This is a genomic window from Bacteroides sp. HF-162, from assembly GCF_015679285.1.
Taxonomy (GTDB): Bacteria; Bacteroidota; Bacteroidia; order Bacteroidales; family Bacteroidaceae; genus Bacteroides; species Bacteroides uniformis.
Genome location: NZ_CP064937.1, coordinates 3,137,030 through 3,158,255, shown reverse-complemented (window position 1 = coordinate 3,158,255; position 21,226 = coordinate 3,137,030). Strand labels below are relative to the sequence as shown.

17 protein-coding genes, 1 tRNA gene and 1 pseudogene are annotated in these 21,226 nt (G+C 44.4%); 13 read left to right on the top strand and 6 right to left on the bottom strand.

Annotation, left to right across the window (positions count from 1 at the left end; translation table 11 throughout):
• The first annotated feature begins 6 nt into the window (after nucleotides 1-6).
• The 7 genes from ITJ87_RS13190 (at nucleotide 7) to ITJ87_RS13160 (ending at nucleotide 6,954) form a co-directional block, all read left to right on the top strand.
• A complete protein-coding gene (locus tag ITJ87_RS13190) occupies nucleotides 7-702 on the top strand; it encodes a HesA/MoeB/ThiF family protein (RefSeq protein ID WP_117599737.1) in 696 nt (231 codons plus the stop codon).
• Between the two features lie 18 nt (nucleotides 703-720).
• Entirely contained in the window at nucleotides 721-1,317 is a 597-nt protein-coding gene (locus ITJ87_RS13185) for a thiamine phosphate synthase (protein WP_117599607.1), read from the top strand.
• 21 nt (nucleotides 1,318-1,338) lie between these two features.
• Entirely contained in the window at nucleotides 1,339-2,166 is an 828-nt protein-coding gene (gene thiD, locus ITJ87_RS13180) for a bifunctional hydroxymethylpyrimidine kinase/phosphomethylpyrimidine kinase (protein ID WP_117966454.1), read from the top strand.
• Between the two features lie 262 nt (nucleotides 2,167-2,428).
• Nucleotides 2,429-3,550 (top strand): DUF362 domain-containing protein, encoded by a 1,122-nt coding sequence (locus ITJ87_RS13175; RefSeq protein ID WP_117599605.1) that lies wholly within the window; start codon nucleotides 2,429-2,431, stop codon nucleotides 3,548-3,550.
• Nucleotides 3,551-3,619: 69 nt separating this feature from the next.
• Entirely contained in the window at nucleotides 3,620-4,129 is a 510-nt protein-coding gene (locus ITJ87_RS13170) for an ECF transporter S component (protein WP_171030451.1), read from the top strand.
• Between the two features lie 285 nt (nucleotides 4,130-4,414).
• Nucleotides 4,415-5,224: a patatin-like phospholipase family protein gene (locus tag ITJ87_RS13165; RefSeq protein ID WP_117599604.1), complete on the top strand. Its 810-nt coding sequence runs from the start codon at nucleotides 4,415-4,417 to the stop codon at nucleotides 5,222-5,224.
• Between the two features lie 32 nt (nucleotides 5,225-5,256).
• Nucleotides 5,257-6,954, top strand: a complete 1,698-nt coding sequence (locus ITJ87_RS13160; protein ID WP_117966451.1) for an alpha-amylase family protein — start codon at nucleotides 5,257-5,259, stop codon at nucleotides 6,952-6,954.
• 104 nt (nucleotides 6,955-7,058) lie between these two features.
• On the opposite strand, the gene ITJ87_RS13155 is transcribed toward ITJ87_RS13160, so the two are convergent.
• Nucleotides 7,059-7,289 carry a hypothetical protein gene (locus ITJ87_RS13155; RefSeq protein ID WP_117599602.1) on the bottom strand — a complete coding sequence of 77 codons (231 nt, stop codon included), beginning with the start codon at nucleotides 7,287-7,289 and terminating at the stop codon, nucleotides 7,059-7,061.
• A 333-nt stretch (nucleotides 7,290-7,622) separates the two neighbouring features.
• Here ITJ87_RS13155 and ITJ87_RS13150 point away from each other — a divergent pair, with 333 nt between their 5' ends.
• The 3 genes from ITJ87_RS13150 to ITJ87_RS13140 are packed head-to-tail and all read left to right on the top strand — an operon-like array spanning nucleotide 7,623 to nucleotide 10,810.
• A complete protein-coding gene (locus ITJ87_RS13150; RefSeq protein WP_117966448.1) occupies nucleotides 7,623-8,288 on the top strand; it encodes a DUF2461 domain-containing protein in 666 nt (221 codons plus the stop codon).
• A 34-nt stretch (nucleotides 8,289-8,322) separates the two neighbouring features.
• Nucleotides 8,323-8,769, top strand: coding sequence for a YhcH/YjgK/YiaL family protein (locus ITJ87_RS13145; protein ID WP_117966445.1), 447 nt, complete (start codon nucleotides 8,323-8,325; stop codon nucleotides 8,767-8,769).
• Between the two features lie 31 nt (nucleotides 8,770-8,800).
• Entirely contained in the window at nucleotides 8,801-10,810 is a 2,010-nt protein-coding gene (locus ITJ87_RS13140) for an alpha amylase C-terminal domain-containing protein (RefSeq protein WP_117966443.1), read from the top strand.
• Nucleotides 10,811-10,882: 72 nt separating this feature from the next.
• On the opposite strand, the gene ITJ87_RS13135 is transcribed toward ITJ87_RS13140, so the two are convergent.
• Complete coding sequence (locus ITJ87_RS13135) at nucleotides 10,883-11,596, bottom strand: hypothetical protein (RefSeq protein WP_008664631.1); 714 nt, start codon at nucleotides 11,594-11,596, stop codon at nucleotides 10,883-10,885.
• A gap of 209 nt (nucleotides 11,597-11,805) precedes the next feature.
• Between ITJ87_RS13135 and ITJ87_RS13130 the strand changes: the two genes are divergently transcribed.
• Nucleotides 11,806-12,039: a YecH family metal-binding protein gene (locus tag ITJ87_RS13130; RefSeq protein WP_022402461.1), complete on the top strand. Its 234-nt coding sequence runs from the start codon at nucleotides 11,806-11,808 to the stop codon at nucleotides 12,037-12,039.
• 311 nt (nucleotides 12,040-12,350) lie between these two features.
• A complete protein-coding gene (locus ITJ87_RS13125) occupies nucleotides 12,351-13,313 on the top strand; it encodes a S9 family peptidase (protein ID WP_117966440.1) in 963 nt (320 codons plus the stop codon).
• A 321-nt stretch (nucleotides 13,314-13,634) separates the two neighbouring features.
• Here the strand turns inward: ITJ87_RS13125 and ITJ87_RS13120 are convergent.
• Nucleotides 13,635-13,708: transfer RNA gene (locus ITJ87_RS13120), tRNA-Arg, on the bottom strand.
• A 288-nt stretch (nucleotides 13,709-13,996) separates the two neighbouring features.
• Here ITJ87_RS13120 and rpiA point away from each other — a divergent pair.
• Nucleotides 13,997-14,701: pseudogene (gene rpiA, locus ITJ87_RS13115) on the top strand (ribose 5-phosphate isomerase A).
• On the opposite strand, the gene ITJ87_RS13110 reads toward rpiA, so the two are convergent.
• The 3 genes from ITJ87_RS13110 to ITJ87_RS13100 are packed head-to-tail and all read right to left on the bottom strand — an operon-like array spanning nucleotide 14,676 to nucleotide 21,198.
• Nucleotides 14,676-16,127 carry an AbgT family transporter gene (locus ITJ87_RS13110; protein WP_131226274.1) on the bottom strand — a complete coding sequence of 484 codons (1,452 nt, stop codon included), beginning with the start codon at nucleotides 16,125-16,127 and terminating at the stop codon, nucleotides 14,676-14,678. The pseudogene rpiA and the gene ITJ87_RS13110 overlap by 26 nt on opposite strands.
• Entirely contained in the window at nucleotides 16,120-16,848 is a 729-nt protein-coding gene (locus ITJ87_RS13105) for a DUF5932 domain-containing protein (RefSeq protein ID WP_117966437.1), read from the bottom strand. Before ITJ87_RS13105 ends, ITJ87_RS13110 begins: the two co-directional genes overlap by 8 nt.
• 3 nt (nucleotides 16,849-16,851) lie before the next feature.
• On the bottom strand, nucleotides 16,852-21,198 hold the full coding sequence (locus ITJ87_RS13100; protein WP_117966434.1) for a DUF5113 domain-containing protein: 4,347 nt from the start codon (nucleotides 21,196-21,198) through the stop codon (nucleotides 16,852-16,854).
• Nucleotides 21,199-21,226: the final 28 nt, after the last annotated feature.

Below are 21,226 nucleotides of genomic sequence, written 5' to 3'. Positions count from 1 at the left end.
GAACAAATGAACCGATATGCCAGACAAACGTCCCTCCCTGAAATAGGCGAAGCCGGACAAGAGAAACTGCGTAATGCCAAGGTGTTGATAGTCGGTGTGGGAGGATTGGGTTCTCCCATTGCCCTCTATCTGGCGGGAGCAGGAGTCGGAACGCTGGGATTGGTGGACGATGACCAGGTCAGCATCAGTAATCTTCAACGTCAGGTTCTGTATGCTGAAGCTGACCTTGGGCAGCCTAAACCTCTATGTGGCGCCCGTAGAGTGCAGGGTTTGAACAGCGATGTAAACGTGGAAGCGTACCCCTTCCGTCTGGACAAGAAGAATGCCGGGGAACTGATAAGGAACTACGATATAGTGGTAGACGGGTGCGACAACTTCGCTACCCGCTACTTGCTGAATGACGTATGCAACGCTTGGGGAAAGCCCTACGTTTATGGTGCCATTCAAGGCTTTGAAGGCCAAGTGTCCGTCTTCTGCTACGGTGAAGGTGCGAAAAACTACCGTGACCTCTATCCGGATGAAGAAGGGACACTGCTCATGCCGTCTCCGGACAAATCGGTTATCGGCGTAACCCCTGCCATTGTGGGTAGCGTAGAAGCCAATGAAGTATTGAAACTGATTTGCGGCTACGGTGAACCCTTGGTTGGAAAGCTATGGACGATTGATTTAAGGACCATGCAGTCGTATATTTTCTCATTATAGACAAACATCCATAAAGATATGAAGCTGATAGTCATTACCACGCCGCAATTCTTTGAAGGAGAAGCAGCGGCAGTTACCTCCTTATTCCAAAACGGTTTGGAAATACTCCACCTGCGCAAGCCGGGAGCTTCGGCAGAGGAGATGGGGAATTTTCTTCAACAACTACCGATGGAATATATGCCGCGCATTGTCACGCATGAGCAATTCCAGCTGGCATCCGTTTTCGGTCTGAAAGGAATTCATCTGAACGGGCGCAATCCGCAGATACCGTCCGGATATAAGGGACACATCAGTTGTTCCTGCCACTCTCTTGAAGAAGTGTTGAAACATAAATCAGATTGTAACTATGTGTTCCTCAGTCCCATTTATGACAGTATATCCAAAGAAGGCTACTCTTCCGCTTACTCCTGCGATACCTTGAAGAAGGCACAGAAAGCTGGTATTATCGACTCCAACGTCATGGCATTGGGTGGCATCAGCCTGGAGCATCTTCCGGAAATAGCCGCTTTAGGTTTCGGAGGTGCCGTCCTGCTAGGAGACATCTGGCAGCAAGCGAAGGAAGATTTCATCCCCCACTTCCTCCACCTGAAACAGCTCTCCTCCCCCCTTCTTTAATTTTTAATTTTTAATTATCTCATGCTTCCCCCTATTATCCTTTCCATTGCCGGTTCCGACTGTTCGGGCGGTGCAGGCATACAAGCAGACATAAAGACCATTTCCGCTTTGGAAGGTTATGCCGCTTCCGTCATCACGGCTGTTACTGCACAAAACACACTGGGAGTACAATCGGTTTATCCGATACCTGCGGATATGGTTAAAGCACAAATCACCTCTGTTATGGATGATTTAAGGCCGGATGCCGTCAAGATAGGTATGGTACATGATGCCAGTATTGTGACCGCCATTGTCGATTGTCTTCAGACTTATACTCCGGAGTGTATAGTCTATGACCCCGTCATGATATCGACCAGTGGACGGCGACTGATGACCGAAGAAACTATACAAGTCATTAAGGCGGAACTGTTTCCGCTATGCACCCTCATTACTCCCAACCTGAATGAAGCAAGCCTGCTGTGGGGGCAAACCATTGCCGGCACTGTAAAGATGCAGCAAGCGGCACGGGAATTATCCTGCAGATACAACACCGCTGTCCTCGTCAAAGGCGGACATCTGGAGGGCAATGATATGTGCGACGTGCTTTATTGCCGGCAACCTTCTGCCGGGGCTGACGTCCTGCCATCCGGATGCATCCTCTATTCCAACCCCAAAATAGAGAGCCGTAACCTGCACGGCACGGGGTGTACCCTTTCCTCTGCCATAGCTACATTTCTTGCCGGTGGCAGCAAACCCGATGAAGCGGTCCGCAAGGCTAAAGAGTATATCAGTATTGCGATAAATCAGGGGAAAAACATGGATATAGGACACGGAAACGGTCCGTTATGGCACTTTCCTTTATCGGAATAAGAGCTCGTCGAAACGCATTATCTGTTTACCCTAAACGCATTATCTGTCAGCCTCCGATACATCATGTGTTTGGCACCAACGGACAATGCGTTCTGACAAGCCTGCTCCTTAGTAGCGTATGCCCAAAATGTTCCTGGCATCGTCTTTCTTGAACAGTGAATCAATGACGTCTAAAATCCCTACTTTTTTTAGCCATATACCTATTAATATGAAATAATCTGTTATTTTTGCAGATACTATCACAATAAATAGGTAAAAACACATGGAAAAAGCAAAAGTATACTACTCTGACTTGCGTACCTCCCCTACATCCAATCTTTTGGATAAAATGGAACGCTTGCTGAGAAGGGCAGGCATCGAGCAACTTCCTTTGAAAGATAGCTTTGCTGCCATTAAAATCCATTTCGGCGAACCCGGTAACCTGGCATACTTACGTCCCAATTATGCAGCTCGAATGGCAACCCTGCTTCGCAGCCTGGGAGCCAAACCTTTCTTGACGGACTGCAACACGCTGTATTCCGGTCGTCGTGCCAATGCCGTAGACCACTTGCAAAGTGCGATGGAGAATGGCTTTAACCCTATCTCGGCCCAGTGCCAGGTCATTATCGGCGACGGGCTGAAAGGAACGGACTACCGCGAAATCCCTCTGAACGGGGAATATTGTCCGGCACCCAAAATCGGTACAGCGATAGCCGACGCCGATATTGTAATCAGTATGAACCACTTCAAGGGACACGAACAAGCCGGTTTCGGCGGCGCCTTGAAGAATCTGGGTATGGGATGTGCCAGCGTAGGCGGAAAGCTGGAACTGCACTGCGCCTCGCAACCCAAGATTGACGTAGAAAACTGCATAGGCTGCAACATCTGCGTGAAACACTGCGCACACGACGCCGTGCACCTCAATGCAAGCCGCAAGGCAGAAATAGACTACACCAAATGCGTAGGTTGCGGACAGTGCGTAGCTCTCTGCCAGCACGACGGTGCCGTGATGGGAGCCGAAGATACTTCCGAACGCCTGAACTACAAGATTGCCGAATATGCCTTGGCTGTCGTTATGGGCAAGCCCCATTTCCACATCAGCTTCATCATGAACGTATCTCCCGAATGCGACTGCTGGAACCACAACGATGCCGCCATCGTGCCCGACCTCGGCATCCTGGCTTCGGCAGACCCGGTTGCACTGGACAAGGCATGTGCAGATATGGTCATCCAAGCCCCGATACTGCACGGCAACAATTGCCTCGCCACGGCACACGAGCACGATGACTTGTGCGGGTGCGACAAATTCCACTTGATGCACCCCGACACGGACTGGCTTGCCGGGTTGCGCCATGCCGAGAAAATCGGATTGGGAACCATGAAATATGAATTGGTGAAGATTTGACTAAACCTTTTCTGTCTTAAACAGTCATATTAAAAATAGATTTATCAATTAATGCATAATATTATACAAATGGAAACATCTGCAAAACTTTATTCCCTGCCTTTCGGCAACGTAAAGACCTATCTATTCGCCCTGCTGTTCGTGGCAGGAAACATCGCCTTGCCGCAACTCTGCCATCTGGTCCCGGCAGGCGGTCCGACGTTGCTTCCCATCTATTTCTTCACACTGATAGCTGCTTATAAATATGGTTTCAAGGTAGGTCTGCTGACGGCTATCCTGTCGCCGGTCATCAATCATCTGCTTTTTGCCATGCCTGCAGCAGCCGTGTTGCCGGCCATACTTATAAAGTCCGGTCTGCTGGCCGGAGCCGCCGCTCTTGCTGCACGCTATGCCAAGAATATCTCTTTATTGGCATTGCTGGGCGTGGTTCTCTCCTATCAAATTATCGGTACGGCCTTTGAATGGGCGCTGTGCGGTAATTTCTTTCTGGCTGTGCAAGATTTCCGTATGGGCATTCCGGGCATGCTGATTCAGTGGTTCGGAGGATATGTACTGCTGAAAGCAATCGCAAAAAATTAAGCGTATATTCTCAAACAGTATCCCTTAATCCTAAAACTTTGTTCGCAAACTGCGGATACATATCCCCAGTTTGCGGATGTCTATCCCAAGCCTTGGGATAGACATCCGCAAACCATAAACTAAGTTTTTTCTTAACTGATAAAAACTTTTTCCCTAACCAAGAAAAACTTTCTCCTTAATAGAGAAGACTTTTCTCTTAATACTTTGAACTTTTTTCCGCTATTTTCCTTTCTCCCTACGATAAAATCATTAATTTCGTGCCGAACAATATATTATATTTTCAACATGGAGGTAGCAACGAACAACTGGTTCACTAAAAAATATCCGATAGGTTTTGCCTTGAGCGGCGGTTTCATCAAAGGCTTTGCCCATTTGGGTGCCATGCAATCTTTATTGGAACATGACATCAAGCCCAATATACTTTCCGGAGTCAGTGCCGGAGCCTTGGCCGGGGTATTCTACGCCGACGGCAATGAACCGCATAAAGTTCTTGACTACTTTGCCGGGCACAAGTTTCAGGACCTGACCAAACTGGTGATTCCCAAAGTCGGATTATTTGAATTGGGAGAGTTCATCGATTTCCTGAAAAGCAATCTGAAATCCAAGAAACTGGAAGAACTGCAAATCCCTCTGATTATTACAGCTACTGACCTGGACCACGGACGTCTGGTACATTTCCATAAAGGGGACATCGCCGAACGCGTAGCAGCTTCGTGTTGCATGCCGGTATTGTTTGCCCCGGTCAATATAGACGGCACCCATTACGTGGACGGAGGCCTGCTGATGAACCTGCCTGTCTCTACCCTCCGCCGTATATGCGAAAAAGTGATTGCCGTGAATGTCAGCCCTTTGATGGCAACCAAGTATAAAATGAACATTGTGAGCATTGCCTTACGTTCCTATAATTTTATGTTCCGCTCCAACTCTTTTCCTGAACGCGAGAAGGCTGATTTGCTGATAGAACCTTATAACTTGGAGGGATACAGCAATACAGAGCTGGAAAAGGCGGAGGAGATATTCATGCAGGGATATAATACGACCAATGATATATTGGAACGCCTGCTCATAGACAAAGGCAGCATTTGGAAAGAATAAAATAACCATTCTATAACATAGAAAACAAAGAAATGAACGACGAAAACAAATTGATTATTTATCAAGTGTTCACCCGACTATTCGGAAACAACAATAACCACTGCATCAATAATGGCAGCATCACTGAAAATGGATGCGGCAAGATGGCCGACTTTACAGCCAAGGCGTTGGGAGAAATCAAGAAGCTTGGCGCTACACATATCTGGTACACGGGCATCATCGAGCATGCTACGCAAACTGACTACCGCCGTCACAATATCCAACCCGACCATCCGGCCATAGTGAAAGGTAAAGCCGGATCTCCCTATGCCATCAAGGACTACTATGATGTCGACCCGGATCTCGCCAAGGACGTACCGGAGCGTATGAAAGAGTTTGAGAATCTGGTGCAGCGCACTCACCGTAGCGGTCTGAAGGTTATCATAGATTTTGTTCCCAACCACGTAGCCCGTCAATATCACTCGGATGCCCAGCCGGATGGCACTTCACAACTGGGGTCAAACGATGATACCAATTATGCGTTCAGCCCATATAATAACTTCTATTATATCCCGAAATCGGAACTGCATGGCCAATTTGACATGAAAGGTGCAGCCGCCGAACCTTATAGGGAGTTTCCGGCAAAAGCTACCGGAAACAACCGTTTTGATGCTTATCCAAACATCACCGATTGGTACGAAACTATAAAGTTGAATTATGGAGTGGATTACCAGAACGGCGGGACTTGCCATTTCGACCCCATTCCCGACACATGGACCAAGATGCTGGATATCATGCTGTTCTGGGCGGGAAAGAACATAGACGGTTTCCGTTGCGATATGGCCGAGATGGTTCCCGTAGAGTTCTGGGAATGGGCAATTCCGCAGGTCAAGGAACAATATCCCTCCCTGCTGTTTATAGCCGAAGTCTACAACCCGGGAGAATACAAGAATTACTTGTTCCGTGGCAAGTTTGATTATTTATACGACAAAGTAGGACTTTATGATACCTTGCGAGCTGTTACTTGCGGGTATGAATCGGCAACTGCCATCACCCGCTCTTGGCAAAGTCTGGGAGGCATAGAAAAACGCATGTTGAACTTTCTGGAAAACCATGACGAGCAACGTATCGCTTCCGACTTTTTTGCCAGTAACCCGCGCAAGGCGATTCCGGCACTCATTGTGTCAGCCTGCATGAACACCAATCCGATGATGATTTATTTCGGTCAGGAGTTTGGTGAGCTGGGCATGGATAGCGAAGGTTTCAGCGGCCGGGACGGACGTACAACCATCTTTGACTATTGGAGTGTAGATACCATCCGCCGTTGGCGCAATGACGGCAAGTTCGACGGCAAGATGCTGACGGAGGACCAGAAACACCTATACAGCATTTATAAACGGTTGCTGACTCTTTGCAATGAAGAAAAGGCCATCTCTCAAGGAGCTTTCTTCGATTTGATGTATGCCAATGTCAACGGATGGCGCTTTAATGAACATAAGCAATATACATTCCTGCGCAAATTTGAGAGGGACCTGCTGCTGTTTGTCGTGAACTTCGACCATATCTCGGCAGACCTTGCCATAAATATTCCTTCTCATGCTTTTGACTTCCTGCAAATACCGCAGATGGATCAGTACAAAGCTACGGAGCTGCTCAGCGGAAAAGAAGAAAACATAAGTCTGCTTCCCTATAAGGCTACTAATGTGGCCGTCGAAGGATATGGAGGAAAGATACTTAAGATAAAGCTATAATGGGGGCACAACTCAGGTGATTTATTAGGTTTGGCACTAATTATGCAGAACAACACGGATTTCTTAATCGCTTCGCGGCTTTCCGCATAATCAGTGCCAAGTCTTTATTGGTTCTCTTCCATATATTCCTTCAGTCGATATAGCCGCGTGATGGCAGGATTATAAAAATCATCAGGATAATGTGCATCTATATCACTGAGGTTAGCTTGCACAAAACGTTTCACATCCACTATGTTCTCAGCATCAGACAATGTTACACTTTGAGGGAAAGATGTGCTCTTTGCCCAATCTATCAGCGCTTTAACGCTATCTTCATCAAATTTATATTCGGCCATATTCTACATTTTTTCTTGCAAAGATAGTGCAAACTGGATGCAGAATAAAATGACCCACCCATTTTTTATGCTAAAGTTATCCTCATCTGCATGAACAAAATCTCGATTTGTTGTGTTATATAAATGTGTTTTTCATAGTATTAGATATAAGATTAATTAAAAGAGACGTACCCGCTTGTGATAAGTAAGTACATCAAAAACAGAAGCGTCTGTTTGATTGATAAATGTGTAAGGAGCATCGGTTTACCAGAGCCGATGCTTTTTTTACCCTTCTTTGTAGCATGTTAGAAATATTATCCGTAAATTTGGCAGATAATAAGGAAAGAATATGATATGAATATCCCTGTTATATTTCAATTTTTGAAAGAACTGTCTGCAAACAACAATCGTGAATGGTTCAATTCTCACCGGGAACAGTATGAAGTAGCCCGCAGCGAGTTTGAAAACTTGCTTACAGTAATTATCTCCCGTATCTCTTTGTTTGATGAAAGCATCCGTGGCATAGAAGCAAAGGACTGTACATACCGTATTTATCGTGATACACGCTTTTCCGAAGATAAAACTCCCTACAAGACACATCTGGGAGGATATATCAATGCGAAAGGAAAGAAATCCGACCATTGTGGCTATTACGTGCATCTGGAACCGGGAAACTGCCTGTTGGCCGGTGGAAGTTATTGTCCTCCCTCGCCCTTGTTAAGAGCTCTGCGACAAGCTGTATACGATAATATGGATGAATTTCGTAGCATAGTGGAAGATCCCGCTTTCAAGCAATACTTCCCCATCATCGGAGAGAATTTTCTAAAAACAGCTCCAAAAGGATTTCCAAAGGACTATCCCTATCTGAAATACCTTCAGTGTAAAGAGTATACGGTTGCCTGCTGCCAGCCGGACAGCTTCTTTCTTGCTCCAGACTTTTTGGATCGTACAGACGACATCTTCAAGCAGATGAAGCGTTTTTCTGATTTTGTGAATTACACCATAGACGACTTTGAATAATTTACCTATATAACTAACTTAAAACATTTGAATTATGGTTGTAGACAGACTTGAAAACATAGAAAAATATACTTTGCTGCATCCTCTGTTTGAGCAGGCCATTGATTTTTTAAAATCACATGATTTGCACTCTTTGGAAATCGGCAAGACCGAACTGAAAGGAAAGGACTTGTTGGTCAATGTGGCTCAGACAAATCCAAAAGAAAAAGAGAATGCCAAACTGGAAACTCATAAAGACTATATTGACATTCAAATACCTTTGTCCGGTACGGAGATAATAGGTTATACCGCCGCCCAAGACTGCCTTCCGGTTGATGCTCCTTACAATGCGGAAAAAGACATCACTTTTTTTGAAGGACTGGCAGAGAGCTATATTGCAGTGAAGCCCGGAATGTTTGCTATCTTTTTCCCTCAGGACGGGCATGCTCCGGGTATTACTCCTAACGGTGTAAAAAAAGTAATTGTGAAAGTTAAAGCGTAAATTTATCAAATATCCAAAACTCATCCTCTATATGGAAACATTGAATTTAATCAAGAATGACCCATGGCTGGAACCTTTTGCCGATGCCATCAACGGACGTCATCAACATGCCATAGACAAAGAACTAGAACTGACCAATAAAGGAAAGTTAACCTTATCTGATTTCGCATCCGGATACCTCTATTTCGGTCTGCATCGTACTGACGACGGCTGGGTTTTCCGCGAATGGGCGCCTAACGCAACCCAAATCTTTATAGTCGGAACTTTTAACGGTTGGAAGGAAGAAAAGAAATACAGCCTGAAACGCAAGGCAAACGGCAATTGGGAAATCAAGCTTCCTGCTGATGCTGTGAAACACGGTGACTTGTACAAGCTGATGGTACATTGGGACGGCGGTTGCGGTGAGCGCATTCCTGCATGGGCTACACGTGTCGTACAAGACGAACAGACTAAAATATTCAGTGCCCAAGTTTGGGTTCCGGAGAAACCCTATAAAATGAAGAAGCGGGTTTTCAAGCCGTCTACAGATCCTTTGTTGATATATGAATGCCATATCGGTATGTCTCAGCAGGAGGAAAAGGTCGGTAGCTATAAGGAATTTCAAGAAAAGATTCTTCCACGTATCGCCCAAGAAGGCTACAACTGCATACAGATTATGGCTATCCAGGAACATCCCTATTATGGTAGCTTCGGATACCATGTTTCCAGTTTCTTTGCCGCTTCTTCCCGCTTTGGTACTCCGGAAGAACTGAAAGAACTGATTGATACAGCCCATAGCATGGGGATTGCGGTTATCATGGATATTGTCCATTCACACGCTGTGAAGAATGAAGTGGAAGGCTTGGGTAACTTTGCCGGTGATCCTAATCAATATTTCTATCCCGGTGGACGTCGGGAACACCCGGCTTGGGATTCACTTTGCTTTGATTACGGCAAGAACGAAGTTATTCATTTCCTGCTTTCTAACTGTAAATTTTGGTTGGAAGAATATCATTTCGACGGCTTCCGCTTTGACGGAGTGACTTCCATGCTATATTATAGCCATGGTTTGGGAGAAGCATTCTGTAATTACGGAGATTACTTCAACGGACATCAAGACGACAATGCCATTTGTTATCTGACACTTGCCAACAGGCTTATCCATCAAGTCAATGCCAAAGCCATTACTATTGCCGAAGAAGTATCGGGAATGCCCGGACTGGCAGCAAAATATGAAGATGGTGGCTACGGATTTGATTACCGTATGGCCATGAATATTCCCGATTATTGGATTAAGACAATCAAGGAGAAAATAGATGAGGACTGGAAGCCATCCAGCATGTTCTGGGAAGTGACCAACCGCCGCAAAGATGAAAAGACCATCTCCTATGCGGAAAGCCATGACCAAGCTTTGGTGGGTGACAAAACCATCATTTTCCGCTTGATTGATGCGGATATGTACTGGCACATGCAGAAAGGAGACGAAAACTATACCGTAAATCGCGGCATTTCTCTCCATAAAATGATACGTTTACTGACTGCGACTACTATCAACGGCGGTTATCTTAACTTTATGGGCAATGAATTCGGACATCCGGAATGGATTGACTTCCCCCGTGAAGGTAACGGTTGGTCATGTAAATATGCCCGCCGTCAATGGGATTTGGTGGACAACAAGAATCTGGCATATCATTATATGGGTGACTTTGATGCTGCCATGTTGGGAGTTGTAAAAAGCATAAAGAACTTCCAAGCTACTCCGGTCCAAGAAATATGGCATAATGACGGTGACCAGGTATTGGCCTATATGCGCAAGGACTTGATTTTTGTATTCAACTTCAACCCTAAGCAGTCTTTTACTGATTACGGTTTCTTGGTTCCTGCCGGAACTTATGAAGTTATTTTGAATACAGATAATCCAGATTATGGCGGTAATGGTTTGACGGATGATACCATCAAACATTTTACCATCCACGATCCGCTTTATAAAAAAGACAAGAAGGAGTGGCTGAAGCTTTACATACCGGCACGTACAGCTGTTGTACTGAAAAGAACTAAATAATCATTTCATAACATTAAAAAAGAGGCAGATATCTGAATTGATATCTGCCTCTTTTTTATATAGGAGAGTCTTTTATTTCAATTGACTGTCGATGAAGTTCAACATCGTTTTTGCATTATCCATCATCTTCTTTTGAGCTGGTTTGTCTGCAGAGAGCAATGGAATAAGTTTATCCAAATATTCTTTGGCTTCCTTGAATTCAACTTTTGCTTTTTCTACATCTGTTTTCATGGTATTGGCACCCTTACTATAATACAAAGAACCCAGACTGTTAAGTGCATTTACATTATCTGCTTGGATAGCTATGGCTTGTTTAAATGCTTCTTCGGCTGCATCCATCTTTTTGGCTTTCTGCGCCATGATACCTTGATTTACGTAATAAGTGGCATACAATTTAGTCAATGTCTTATTACCGGGATTTGCTTCCAGCCCTTCCTTTAAAGTGGCAACATACTCATCATTTTTCTTCAAATCTTTCAAAGCACCGGCTTTACCTATATAAGCATTTGCCAGGTTATACTTTTTCTGTACAGCAATATCAAAATACTTCAAAGCTTCGGCAGGTTTCTTTATCTTATCGGCACAAACGCCACAGTTATATGCAATTACGGAATCTTGGTTGTTTGTTTGTGTCAGATAAGTACTAAATTTTGTGTAAGCTTCCTGGTAATTTTTAGCTTCAAGAGCAGCCTTACCATCGTTGACCAACTGGGCAGGGTCAGCATTCTGCGCAAAGAAATTCGTAGCTGCACAACATAGTGCAATAGATAAGATTAATTTTTTCATATGCTTTAATTCATTTAAAAGTTGATTCCCAAAGTTAGTTTACAATGGTATAGAAGCAAAACCTTTTTACTTTTTTTGAGGTTTTTAGCATAGTCGTAACAAGTGTTATTTTACGTAAAAGCAAATATCCGGATATGTGTGTTGGGCTTTGTCACATATGTTACACTTATACTTAGAATATCATATTATCTTTGCCACAAAAAAAGATTATGGAACAATTACATGCACATGAAGTCCTTCACATGATGGAAGGTAATAGTTATACTGAGTTATCATTGAGAGAAGCCATTATCCAAAAATTCGGCGAGCAGCAGCGTTTTTTCACCTGCTCTGCCGACAATATGGATGTAGATACCCTGATAGAATTTCTTAAAAGAAAAGGAAAATTTATACCCGCCAATGGTGGATTTACAGTGGACATGACTAAAGTTTGCAATCACTGATGAGGAATATTAATTCCTTCTTCTGTTAAATTGAATATTATTTATGTTAATAGTTAACGGAAATAATATTCTACTAAACCATGTTATAATATCCGCTGATTACCCGCTAAAATTTGGATATCTCCTGCAAGTACGTATCTTTGTACTGTGTTTTTCATAGTATTAGATTTAAGGTTAATAAAAAAGATTGGCTGTCTGGGATAGATAGCCTTTTTTTGTGTCTAAATGTCATCTTTCCTCTTTTTAGTTATAGTTTTATTCTATCTTTGTAGGTCAGATAATCCACGCAGCATTAATAGAATAAACTGAATATGGGAAAACGCTTTATTTTTATCTTGATGGCATGCTCATTATTGAGTATAGCTACTGTTGTGCATGCACAGCATATTGACAAGCAAACATATACTTTTGCCATCAAAAAGGCTGATACTCTGAAACTGGACAAGTATGTAATGATTGATCAAATACAAGGGACACAATCAAAGCCCGTCATTCTTTTTGCATTTGGGGGAGGTTTCAAAGGCGGGAGAAGAGATAATCCCGATTACATTTCTTATTTTCATTTTTTGGCACGAGCCGGCTATGTGGTAGTATCAACAGATTACCGTACCCAATTAAAGGATATAGATAAATCGGAGTATTCGGACTTGCAAGGATTCTCTTCTGCCCTGCAACAAGCAATCACTTGTGCTGTAGAAGATTTTGGTGATGCTACAAATTATATAATTGAGCATAGTGTAGAATGGCAAATAAATCCTGCACAAATTATAGCTTGCGGTTCAAGTGCAGGTGCGATAACTGCCCTTCAAGCAGAGTATGAGATTTGCAATCAAACGGCCTTTGCGGACAGATTACCTGCCAATTTCAATTATGCAGGGGTCATTTCCTTTTCTGGAGCAATCTGTGCCAATGGTATTCCAAAATGGATAATGTCCCCTTGTCCTCTTATGTTGTTCCATGGTGATGCCGACAGCACGGTTCCTTTTACTAAGGCAGTAATAGAAGAGGAAATGGGGCTATGGGGCTCAAACTTTATCTGTATGCAACTGAAAGAAAAAGAGACAGCATACTATTTCTATATAGCGGAAGGTATAGGACATTCCCTATCCTATTCTCCTATGAAGGATAATCGTCGTGACATCCTGAGCTTCCTAAACCGGTTGGTACTTGGTAAAGAAAAACGTTGCATTACGACTGTAGAGAAGAATCCGGAAATATCTAGATATAAGAGTGATTTTACAATAGAGGATTATATCCGTGAAAATATGCGTTAACTCCTATCTTTATATCCTTTCCAGAGTTTTTGTTTCTCCACCAATCAATTATCTTTGCACATTATTATTCTATAAAAACAAATCTTTAATTCTATAAATTATGTTGGTACGTATTATCAGTATGGTCATAGCCGGAGTTATTATAGTATATCTAGTCCGTTGGATTGATAATTTTTTCTCCAGGTATCGCAAATAAATCTTGCCTGCAATGTAAACCAAATACTCCAATTTGTTTCCCATTACAACCTATGCGGACATTTTCTAATTCTAAAACAAGAAAACCGCAAAAGCTTTTTATTAGCTATTTGCGGTTTTTCGTTGTGATTCCGTTGCGATTCGAACGCAAGACCCACGCCTTAGAAGGGCGTTGCTCTATCCAGCTGAGCTACGGAACCAGCCTTAATTGCGGTGCAAAGGTACGCTTTTTTGCGAATATTGCAAATTTTTGTACCACCTTTTTTCGTTACCTATGTACAAAAGGCTCATTTGCTATATAAAAAGTAATGATTAGTTACCTTTACAAACAAGATACACGGTATTTATATACAGATGTATTAAAACATTTTGCAAATTATCAATGTTACTAATTATAAAAAGTAAAAATATGGATGAATATTCAAGCAGGGAAAGTAGCATTGACCCGAAAATGAATGAAAGAGTAATAACAACTAAACTTTAAAGTGATGGAATGGGAAAATCAGTTGATACAAGAATTGCAATGGTCAAATAAAATCAGCAATAAAGCGAATAAGGAATTGGCAGCCCAGGAAATTGCCGGACTGGCCAAAGACAGTGATGCCATAGGAGCAGGCTCCGGCTCTACCGTTTATCTCACTTTGTTTGCATTAGCTTAGCGAGTTAAACAAGAATCTTTGCATATAGAAATCATTCCGGCATCTGCCGAAATTTCGATGGCATGTATACAGCTTGGCCTGCCGCAAACTACTCTGTGGAATAAGCGTCCGGATTGGACATTCGACGGTGCAGACGAAGTGGATCCGCAGAACAACCTCATCAAAGGACGTGGCGGAGCCATGTTTAAGGAGAAACTCCTCATTAAAAGCAGTGGCAAGACTTACATCATTATCGATGAGAGTAAGCTTGTCAGCAAACTGGGGAGCAAATACCCCATACCGGTGGAAGTGTTTCCACATGCTCTCTCCCATGTGGAAAACGAGATACGCTTATTGGGAGCTTCAAAAATCAGCCTACGCCTTGCAGAAGGAAAAGACGGCCCGGTATTTACCGAAAACGGTAATTTCATTCTTGACATTCATCTCAGCAACATTGTTCCTGATTTGGAACAGAAACTGAAAGCCATTACCGGGGTTATCGAAAGCGGGTTGTTCATTGGTTATGACATTACAGTCCTAATGGCAAACCGCTGATGTACCAAAGTACAAATAAGGCGGTCCATGCCAACAGAATGACTAAAGAATATCTCCAAGTATACTTCAGCAGTGAACCATAAGTGGATTGCCTATCATATTGCTGCATATAGGTCAAAACAAGTGGCATGTAGAATATAAAAGGTGTTATGGCATTTGTTGCACTGTCACCTATACGGAACGCACATTGGGTCATATCCGGCGAAATGCCCATACTTGCCAGTACCGGAACAAAAATGAAAGACATAAAAGCCCATTTAGCTGTGGCAGATACCATAAAGAGATTGACCAGCGCCGTAAAAAGAATGAAGAGAATCAATATCCATAAGCTGCTCAAAGAAGCGGAAGATAACAGATTGGCGCCTAAAATGGCAATGCACTTGTCTAAGTGGGAATATTCAAAACAAGCAAACATCTGTGAGGCAAAGAAAGCTATCACAAAATAAACGCCCAGCAGTTTCATCGGCTGCGTAAGCCCTTCTATCACATCACCGTCCGTACGGTATCGGCCGGAGGCAAAACCATAGACCATCCCCATCAAACCTATTCCAAACGAAAGCAAAAACAGAATACCGACTATAAACGGAGAACGAATCAACCCACCATTGACACTCCGCAATATCCCCCATGAAGAGAATGTAGCCCACAGAATAATGGCAATATACAGCAAGCCTGCAAATACAGCTCCCAACATAGCTCTCCGTTCCTTGCGGGACAGTTGTTTGTAGCCATTAAAATGAATATCCCCTGCATACATTCCCAAGTGCGGCAACAAGCTCCTGCGGGTAATATGATAAATGATAAATGCAAGCAGGAACGTGGAAACAAAGAGAAAATAATAATTGCACAGCGGTCCAGTCTGCCCCGGAGCAATATTCATCCTATCAGCCGCTTCTTGCGTTACAGAGGCAATCATGGGGTCTAATGTACTCAAAAACACATTAGCGCTATAGCCACAAGAGACTGAAACATAAGCTGTAATTATACCTCCAATGGGGTGCAGACCGACGGACTGGAACAAAGTCGCAGCTATCGGCAACAGAATGATATATCCTGCATCTCCCACTATATTGGACAACAGTCCTAAGACAATGACCAGCAGGATAATGCGCCAAGGATCACGTGGACGTCGTACCCCCCTGCGAATACATGCATCGATGAAACCCGAATGCTGTGCCACCCCTATTCCGAACATAGCCACAATCACCAGCCCTAACGGAGCGAATCCCGTAAAATTGGTTATGACATGGCGCAGCAGCCAGCGTATGCCCTCCGGACTCAGCAGGCTCTGCACCCGTATTTCTTCTCCAGTCTGCGGTTGCAGCACGCTCAGGCCATAGACATCGAATATCCATGAAAGGAGGATGACTGCCAGCGTCAGCAGGAAGAACATCGTAGCGGGATGTGGCATCCGGAGTTTACTCATCGTCGGCTTCCAGATTGTCTATATTCAGAATTCGGAGTTCCAATGCACGCACCACCAGACGAGTGGCATTCACCCCCACCCGTTCACTAGGCGGGAAAAGACGGCCAATCAAGTCATTCTGTCGTTTCTCCAGCGACTTGACTCCAAAAGGCATTCCCCTAAGATTGGCAATCATTTCTTTGGTATAGCCCAGTGCCAAATGACGGAGGAAACGCTCGTCATACTCATCAATATCATAGCTTATGATTGCTTCCTGACGTTTTGTATCATTCAGGACAGATTTCTTGAAGCGTTCCACTATTTTCTCCAGTATCGGATAGTTAAAGACCAGCTTCTTGCCGTCCATCACTGCCTGCACATCGGTTTTGGTCAGCAACTCTCCGGTTTTCAGGATAATGCCGTCGGCACCGGCTTCAAGTACGTCCACCCATAACTTCTCATTCAATATTTCTCCCGTGAATATCAGCACATGTACTCCCGGATAACGCTTGAAGATATTCCGGCAGATGTCCACCCCGATTGTGGTCGAACCTCCTAATCCTAAGTCTAGCAGAACAAGATCCGGCACGCCGGCTTCAATCAATGTCCAGAACTCCTGCTCAGTCATAGCAGTACCTATTACCTCCGCATTGGGAATTTCATGGCGGAAAATCTCTTCCGTCCCTTTCAGCTCCAACTTGACATCCTCAACGATGATTACTTTAAATTTTTTGTCTTCCATATTTCATTTTTTCGGTAGCGTAAAATATATTGTAAAACCTCCTTCCTTTCCCGGTTCGGCATTGATACGGCATCCCCGGTGTCCGGCAAACTCGTCATGGTCGCGGATAATCTGCTTGCACACCAGATATTCCGTACCATACAGTTCTCCTTTCTCACCGGCCGTCATGCGAGACAAGTCGGGATAGAACAATTGGTTCAATTCTTCACGGGTCTTTTCCCTACGCATATCTGTAAACAGAAAACGTATAAATTCCCCATCTTCCCGGGCCGACAGACAGACAGCTCCATCCAGAGTTACGGAGCAAGCCTCGTCTATCAGGTTTTCAAGCAGGAAACGCAACTGGTTCCAGTCGCCGGTAATCCGTCCTTCCAACGGTTGTATCTTAAAATCAATATGCGCCTTGTTTCCCTTATACACTTTGCGGAAATATTTCCCGGCAGTAGCCATAAGTTCCGGCACAGATATTGTCGCACGCCTGAAAGTCACCTCTTCCAACTGGCGGGAAGCGCATGAACTGAGTGTCGTAAAGATACCTTTGTAATACTCTATCAATTCGCTGATGGCAACCACCGTTTCCCGCTCCTCCGCTTCTGTCTGTTTGCCGGACCGCAGTTTCCCTATCAGCTGCTTTATCTTGTTCGGATAATAAATCGTTTCATGCTTGATGGTCGAGAGACAATTATCCAGCACCATGTTCTGTACATGCAGCAAACTGTCTTCCCAGGAAGCTCGCCGGGCTTCATCTTGAGCCACTTCGATGTCCCGGTATTTCGTAGCCAACTTAACCACTGCATTGAAGATTACAATGGAGACATAACGGGCTATCAGTTCCAAAAGCAAATGGTCGGTCTCCTGCTCCGTACCTTCCCTGCGTTCCAGACACAGCACACCTATGCAACGACACATATTGCCTGCATCCACAACAAGCGGCAATGCTTGTATACCCTTTTCCGATATGTACACTTGCTGCTCAAAACAATTCTCCATATATTTCCTTCGGACAGGCAGCTCGTCCACGGCGGTATCTTCCACTGGATTGGAAGTGTATTCCAACTTATGTGTAGTCTCGTTGTATACAGCTATGCTTAACCGGTCGATACTCAAAAGTTCGTTCACTGCATCAAAAGCGGAATTTACTATCTGCTGTGGGATTTCCTTCAATGTATCCTCCTCACGCTGCAACATTTCCTCCGTATCCGAAACCGGCAACAAGGAGGCATTGAACACCTTTCCATTAATTTCCAGTACTTGCTCCAGATTCCAGCGGTTCACCAGACGTTTACGGAAGTAGAGTATGTAATATCCCAACAGCAATACGAACAGCAAAATTACCGCCAGCAAAATGCCCACCATCTTGTTGTTGGTGGAACGCTCCAGCTGCCGGCAATATTCTTCCAAGGATTGGTCTTCTCCCAACAGTTTGTATAAGGTAGTGTAGGCAGCATTATTATAACTATAGTCATCCCATTGCTTCAATGCAAGAAATGAGACTGCCGCTTCATTCCTGATATCCAGAATTACATGGAAATCCGAATTGAACATCTGGTTCCACCAATCCAGTTCCGCAGGCGCCCCGTCTCCCGTCAGCGTCATATAGCGATGTATAGGATGGGCGTATTGCTTGTAATGTTCGTTCAGGCAATACATTGCCGAATCTATGTATTGTAAAGCCAGTTCGTATTCTCCGTCTACATTGCAGTAATAAGCTTCATTGGCATAATCGGAGGCTTCGTCCAGCAAAGCTTCGTATTCATTCTGTGCAAGCAGTGCCAAAGAATCCGGCAACACCTCTCCGGAAGCAGGCTGTTCCACAGCATGCCGGCAGGATGACATGCACAAAGACAACACGACGAGCAACACCGACACGGACTTACGGATACCGGCAGGCAGACGGAAATAAAAACGGCTGCCTTTTCCCAGCCCGCTCTCCACATTAAACAGACAGACCTTGAACAAATCATTCGTCTTGCGATATTTTTCAATGATGCCCTTACAATTCATCAGTCCAAAGCCACTTCCTTTGTTCTTCCTCAATTCCTCCTTGTCGGGAGCGTCACTCATACCGATGGCTTTTGAGTCATATACTTTTTCTCCCACGATGCGGGCTACATCTTCCGGTGACAATCCACAACCATTATCCTCTACCGAGATTTCCACATAATCCTCCTCCTGCCGTGCATATACTTTCACCATACCGCCCTGAGGGGTATATTTACGGGCATTCTCCGCCAGTGTATTTATCATAAACAATGTAAGGGCCTTGTCTGCCTTTACCCTGATATCCGTAGGCTGCACCTCCAACGACTGTCTCTTCATCTCGAATGTACGGCTTCCTTTCCTGAGCAGCTCGAAAAGTTCATTCAATTCGAACGTCTCTATGTTCAGGCTAAGGCTTCCTTGCTTCATCTTTATCCAAAGGGCAAGAATATCATTGTATTCGTTGATGGTAGTAACCAACTCGTCGATATACTGGTATTTCTCCTCCTTTATCCGCTCCTCTTTGATGAATCCTTTTTGAGTCAGTTTCTGTACTTCGTTGATGATACGGTCTATGTACGGGTGAATTCCGTTGACAATAGCCATACATGCTTTCTTTATCAGATTTTGCCGTTTGTTCCCTGCGATGTGCTGCTCGTAAATGTAGCGTTGCTTTTCCAGTCTGCGGCGTTCGTCGCCAAGGGAGATGGACGTCATGCCGTTGTCTATCGCCCATTGGATATAGGGAGTTATCACCCGTACCATCGCCTGCTCATCCTTGCTCATCCGACGCGGGAACACTAATTGCCCGTTGTCTATGCGGATGTCCTTCACTCCAAACAGCTTTTCCAATTCCGGGCAGACAGCCGTCCGGATAGAGTCGATGATTTCCTCCTCAGTCTGTGCATCTGCCGGAATGGATGCCGTTATCTTCTGACAGATGTCCAGCATCAGTTGCAAACGGTGGAGATGTACTCTGTTCCGGTCTTTGGAACGCTTGTTGAAAAACCAGAAGAAGAGCGATACAAGCACGAAGCCCACAATGACCAGTGACAACACAACGTTGAGCTGTCCGGCCTCCTTTTCCAATGCCTGATAGCGGCTTTCCAGCTCTTTATCCTGACGTGTATCTTCAAGGATATCCAGGTAAATATTGCGGTTATAGTCTGATTTTTCTTTCATCCCGAGTCCTGCATACGAAACGCTCAACTGTTCACGAATACGTGAAATCCACTCAGGTACGGTTTTCAGTTTCTGCTCCATCCATGCCTTCTCAGCGCAAATCGTATCTCGACGGTCAAATGCTTTCAGCCAGTCCAAACTATCGTGGCAGTCATAGAAAAGGCGGTGATGGTCATTTACACATTCCAGAGCAAGTTTTAACGTGTCAAGAGCTTCTGTATAGTGACTGTGGGCATTCAGGTATTTGCCAATGGACACATATGCGCCTGCTATCTGATACAAATCTTTATATTGACTGAACTTCTGCAGAGCCAACTGCCCTAGACGCATTGGCAATAGAGAGTCTACCGATACTCCAAACCGTGTCAGGGCATGGGAACGGCGGTCCTGGAAAAACTCGTAATTCTCCGGTGAGGCCATCAGGTTGGCAAGCCCCTGCACTCCGTTCCCTTCAAAGTAGAGATACCCTTTACGGGATGCCAACCGCCACGTGGTATATAGTTCGTCAAACTCTCGCAGCCTTTGTTCGTCCGGCGTCTCGCCTTCACACAAGGCAGCGGATCCCTTAATGTAATGATAGTACAATAACTGGTTGGTATCTGCCAACAATTTTTGATTATCAGTTACTTCATTGATAGAAGCCACTGCCTCGGGACGTTGTTGCAGATAATAATAATAAACAGCAGATACGATATAAAATTCGGAACGGGCATAATTCAAACGTATTTGCTCGTGTCGGTCCACAAACAGATTGTCATCCTCCGCTATCCTTTTCATACGGCGCAAGGCACTGTTGCGATAATCGTAGAACTCCTTGTTCAACGCCGTCCGCTGATAAATTTTCATCAAGCCGATGTCGGCAATAAGGAGTTCCAGCTCATTCTTGGTCAGATTATAGACATCCATATGAAATTTTTCGGCCTGCTCAAAATCCATACGCATAAAAGCACAAAAGCCCAGATTATTGGATGCTTCCGCTTTTCCTTGTTTATAGAGGCTGACTTCACGGTAGGCCCTTGATGCCGCATAGCAGGATGAATCCAGGTTTTTATAACGATAAGCATAAGCCACCTGGTTTAGAGAGTCGATAAGGCGCACTTCCTTCATGGGTGCCGTTCCTACACACGAAACCATTGCTGTACAAAGGCACAGCAATCCCGCAAAGCATATGGAAGAAAGTCGTTTCATAAAGCAAAGCTACGAATAAATCCGAGAA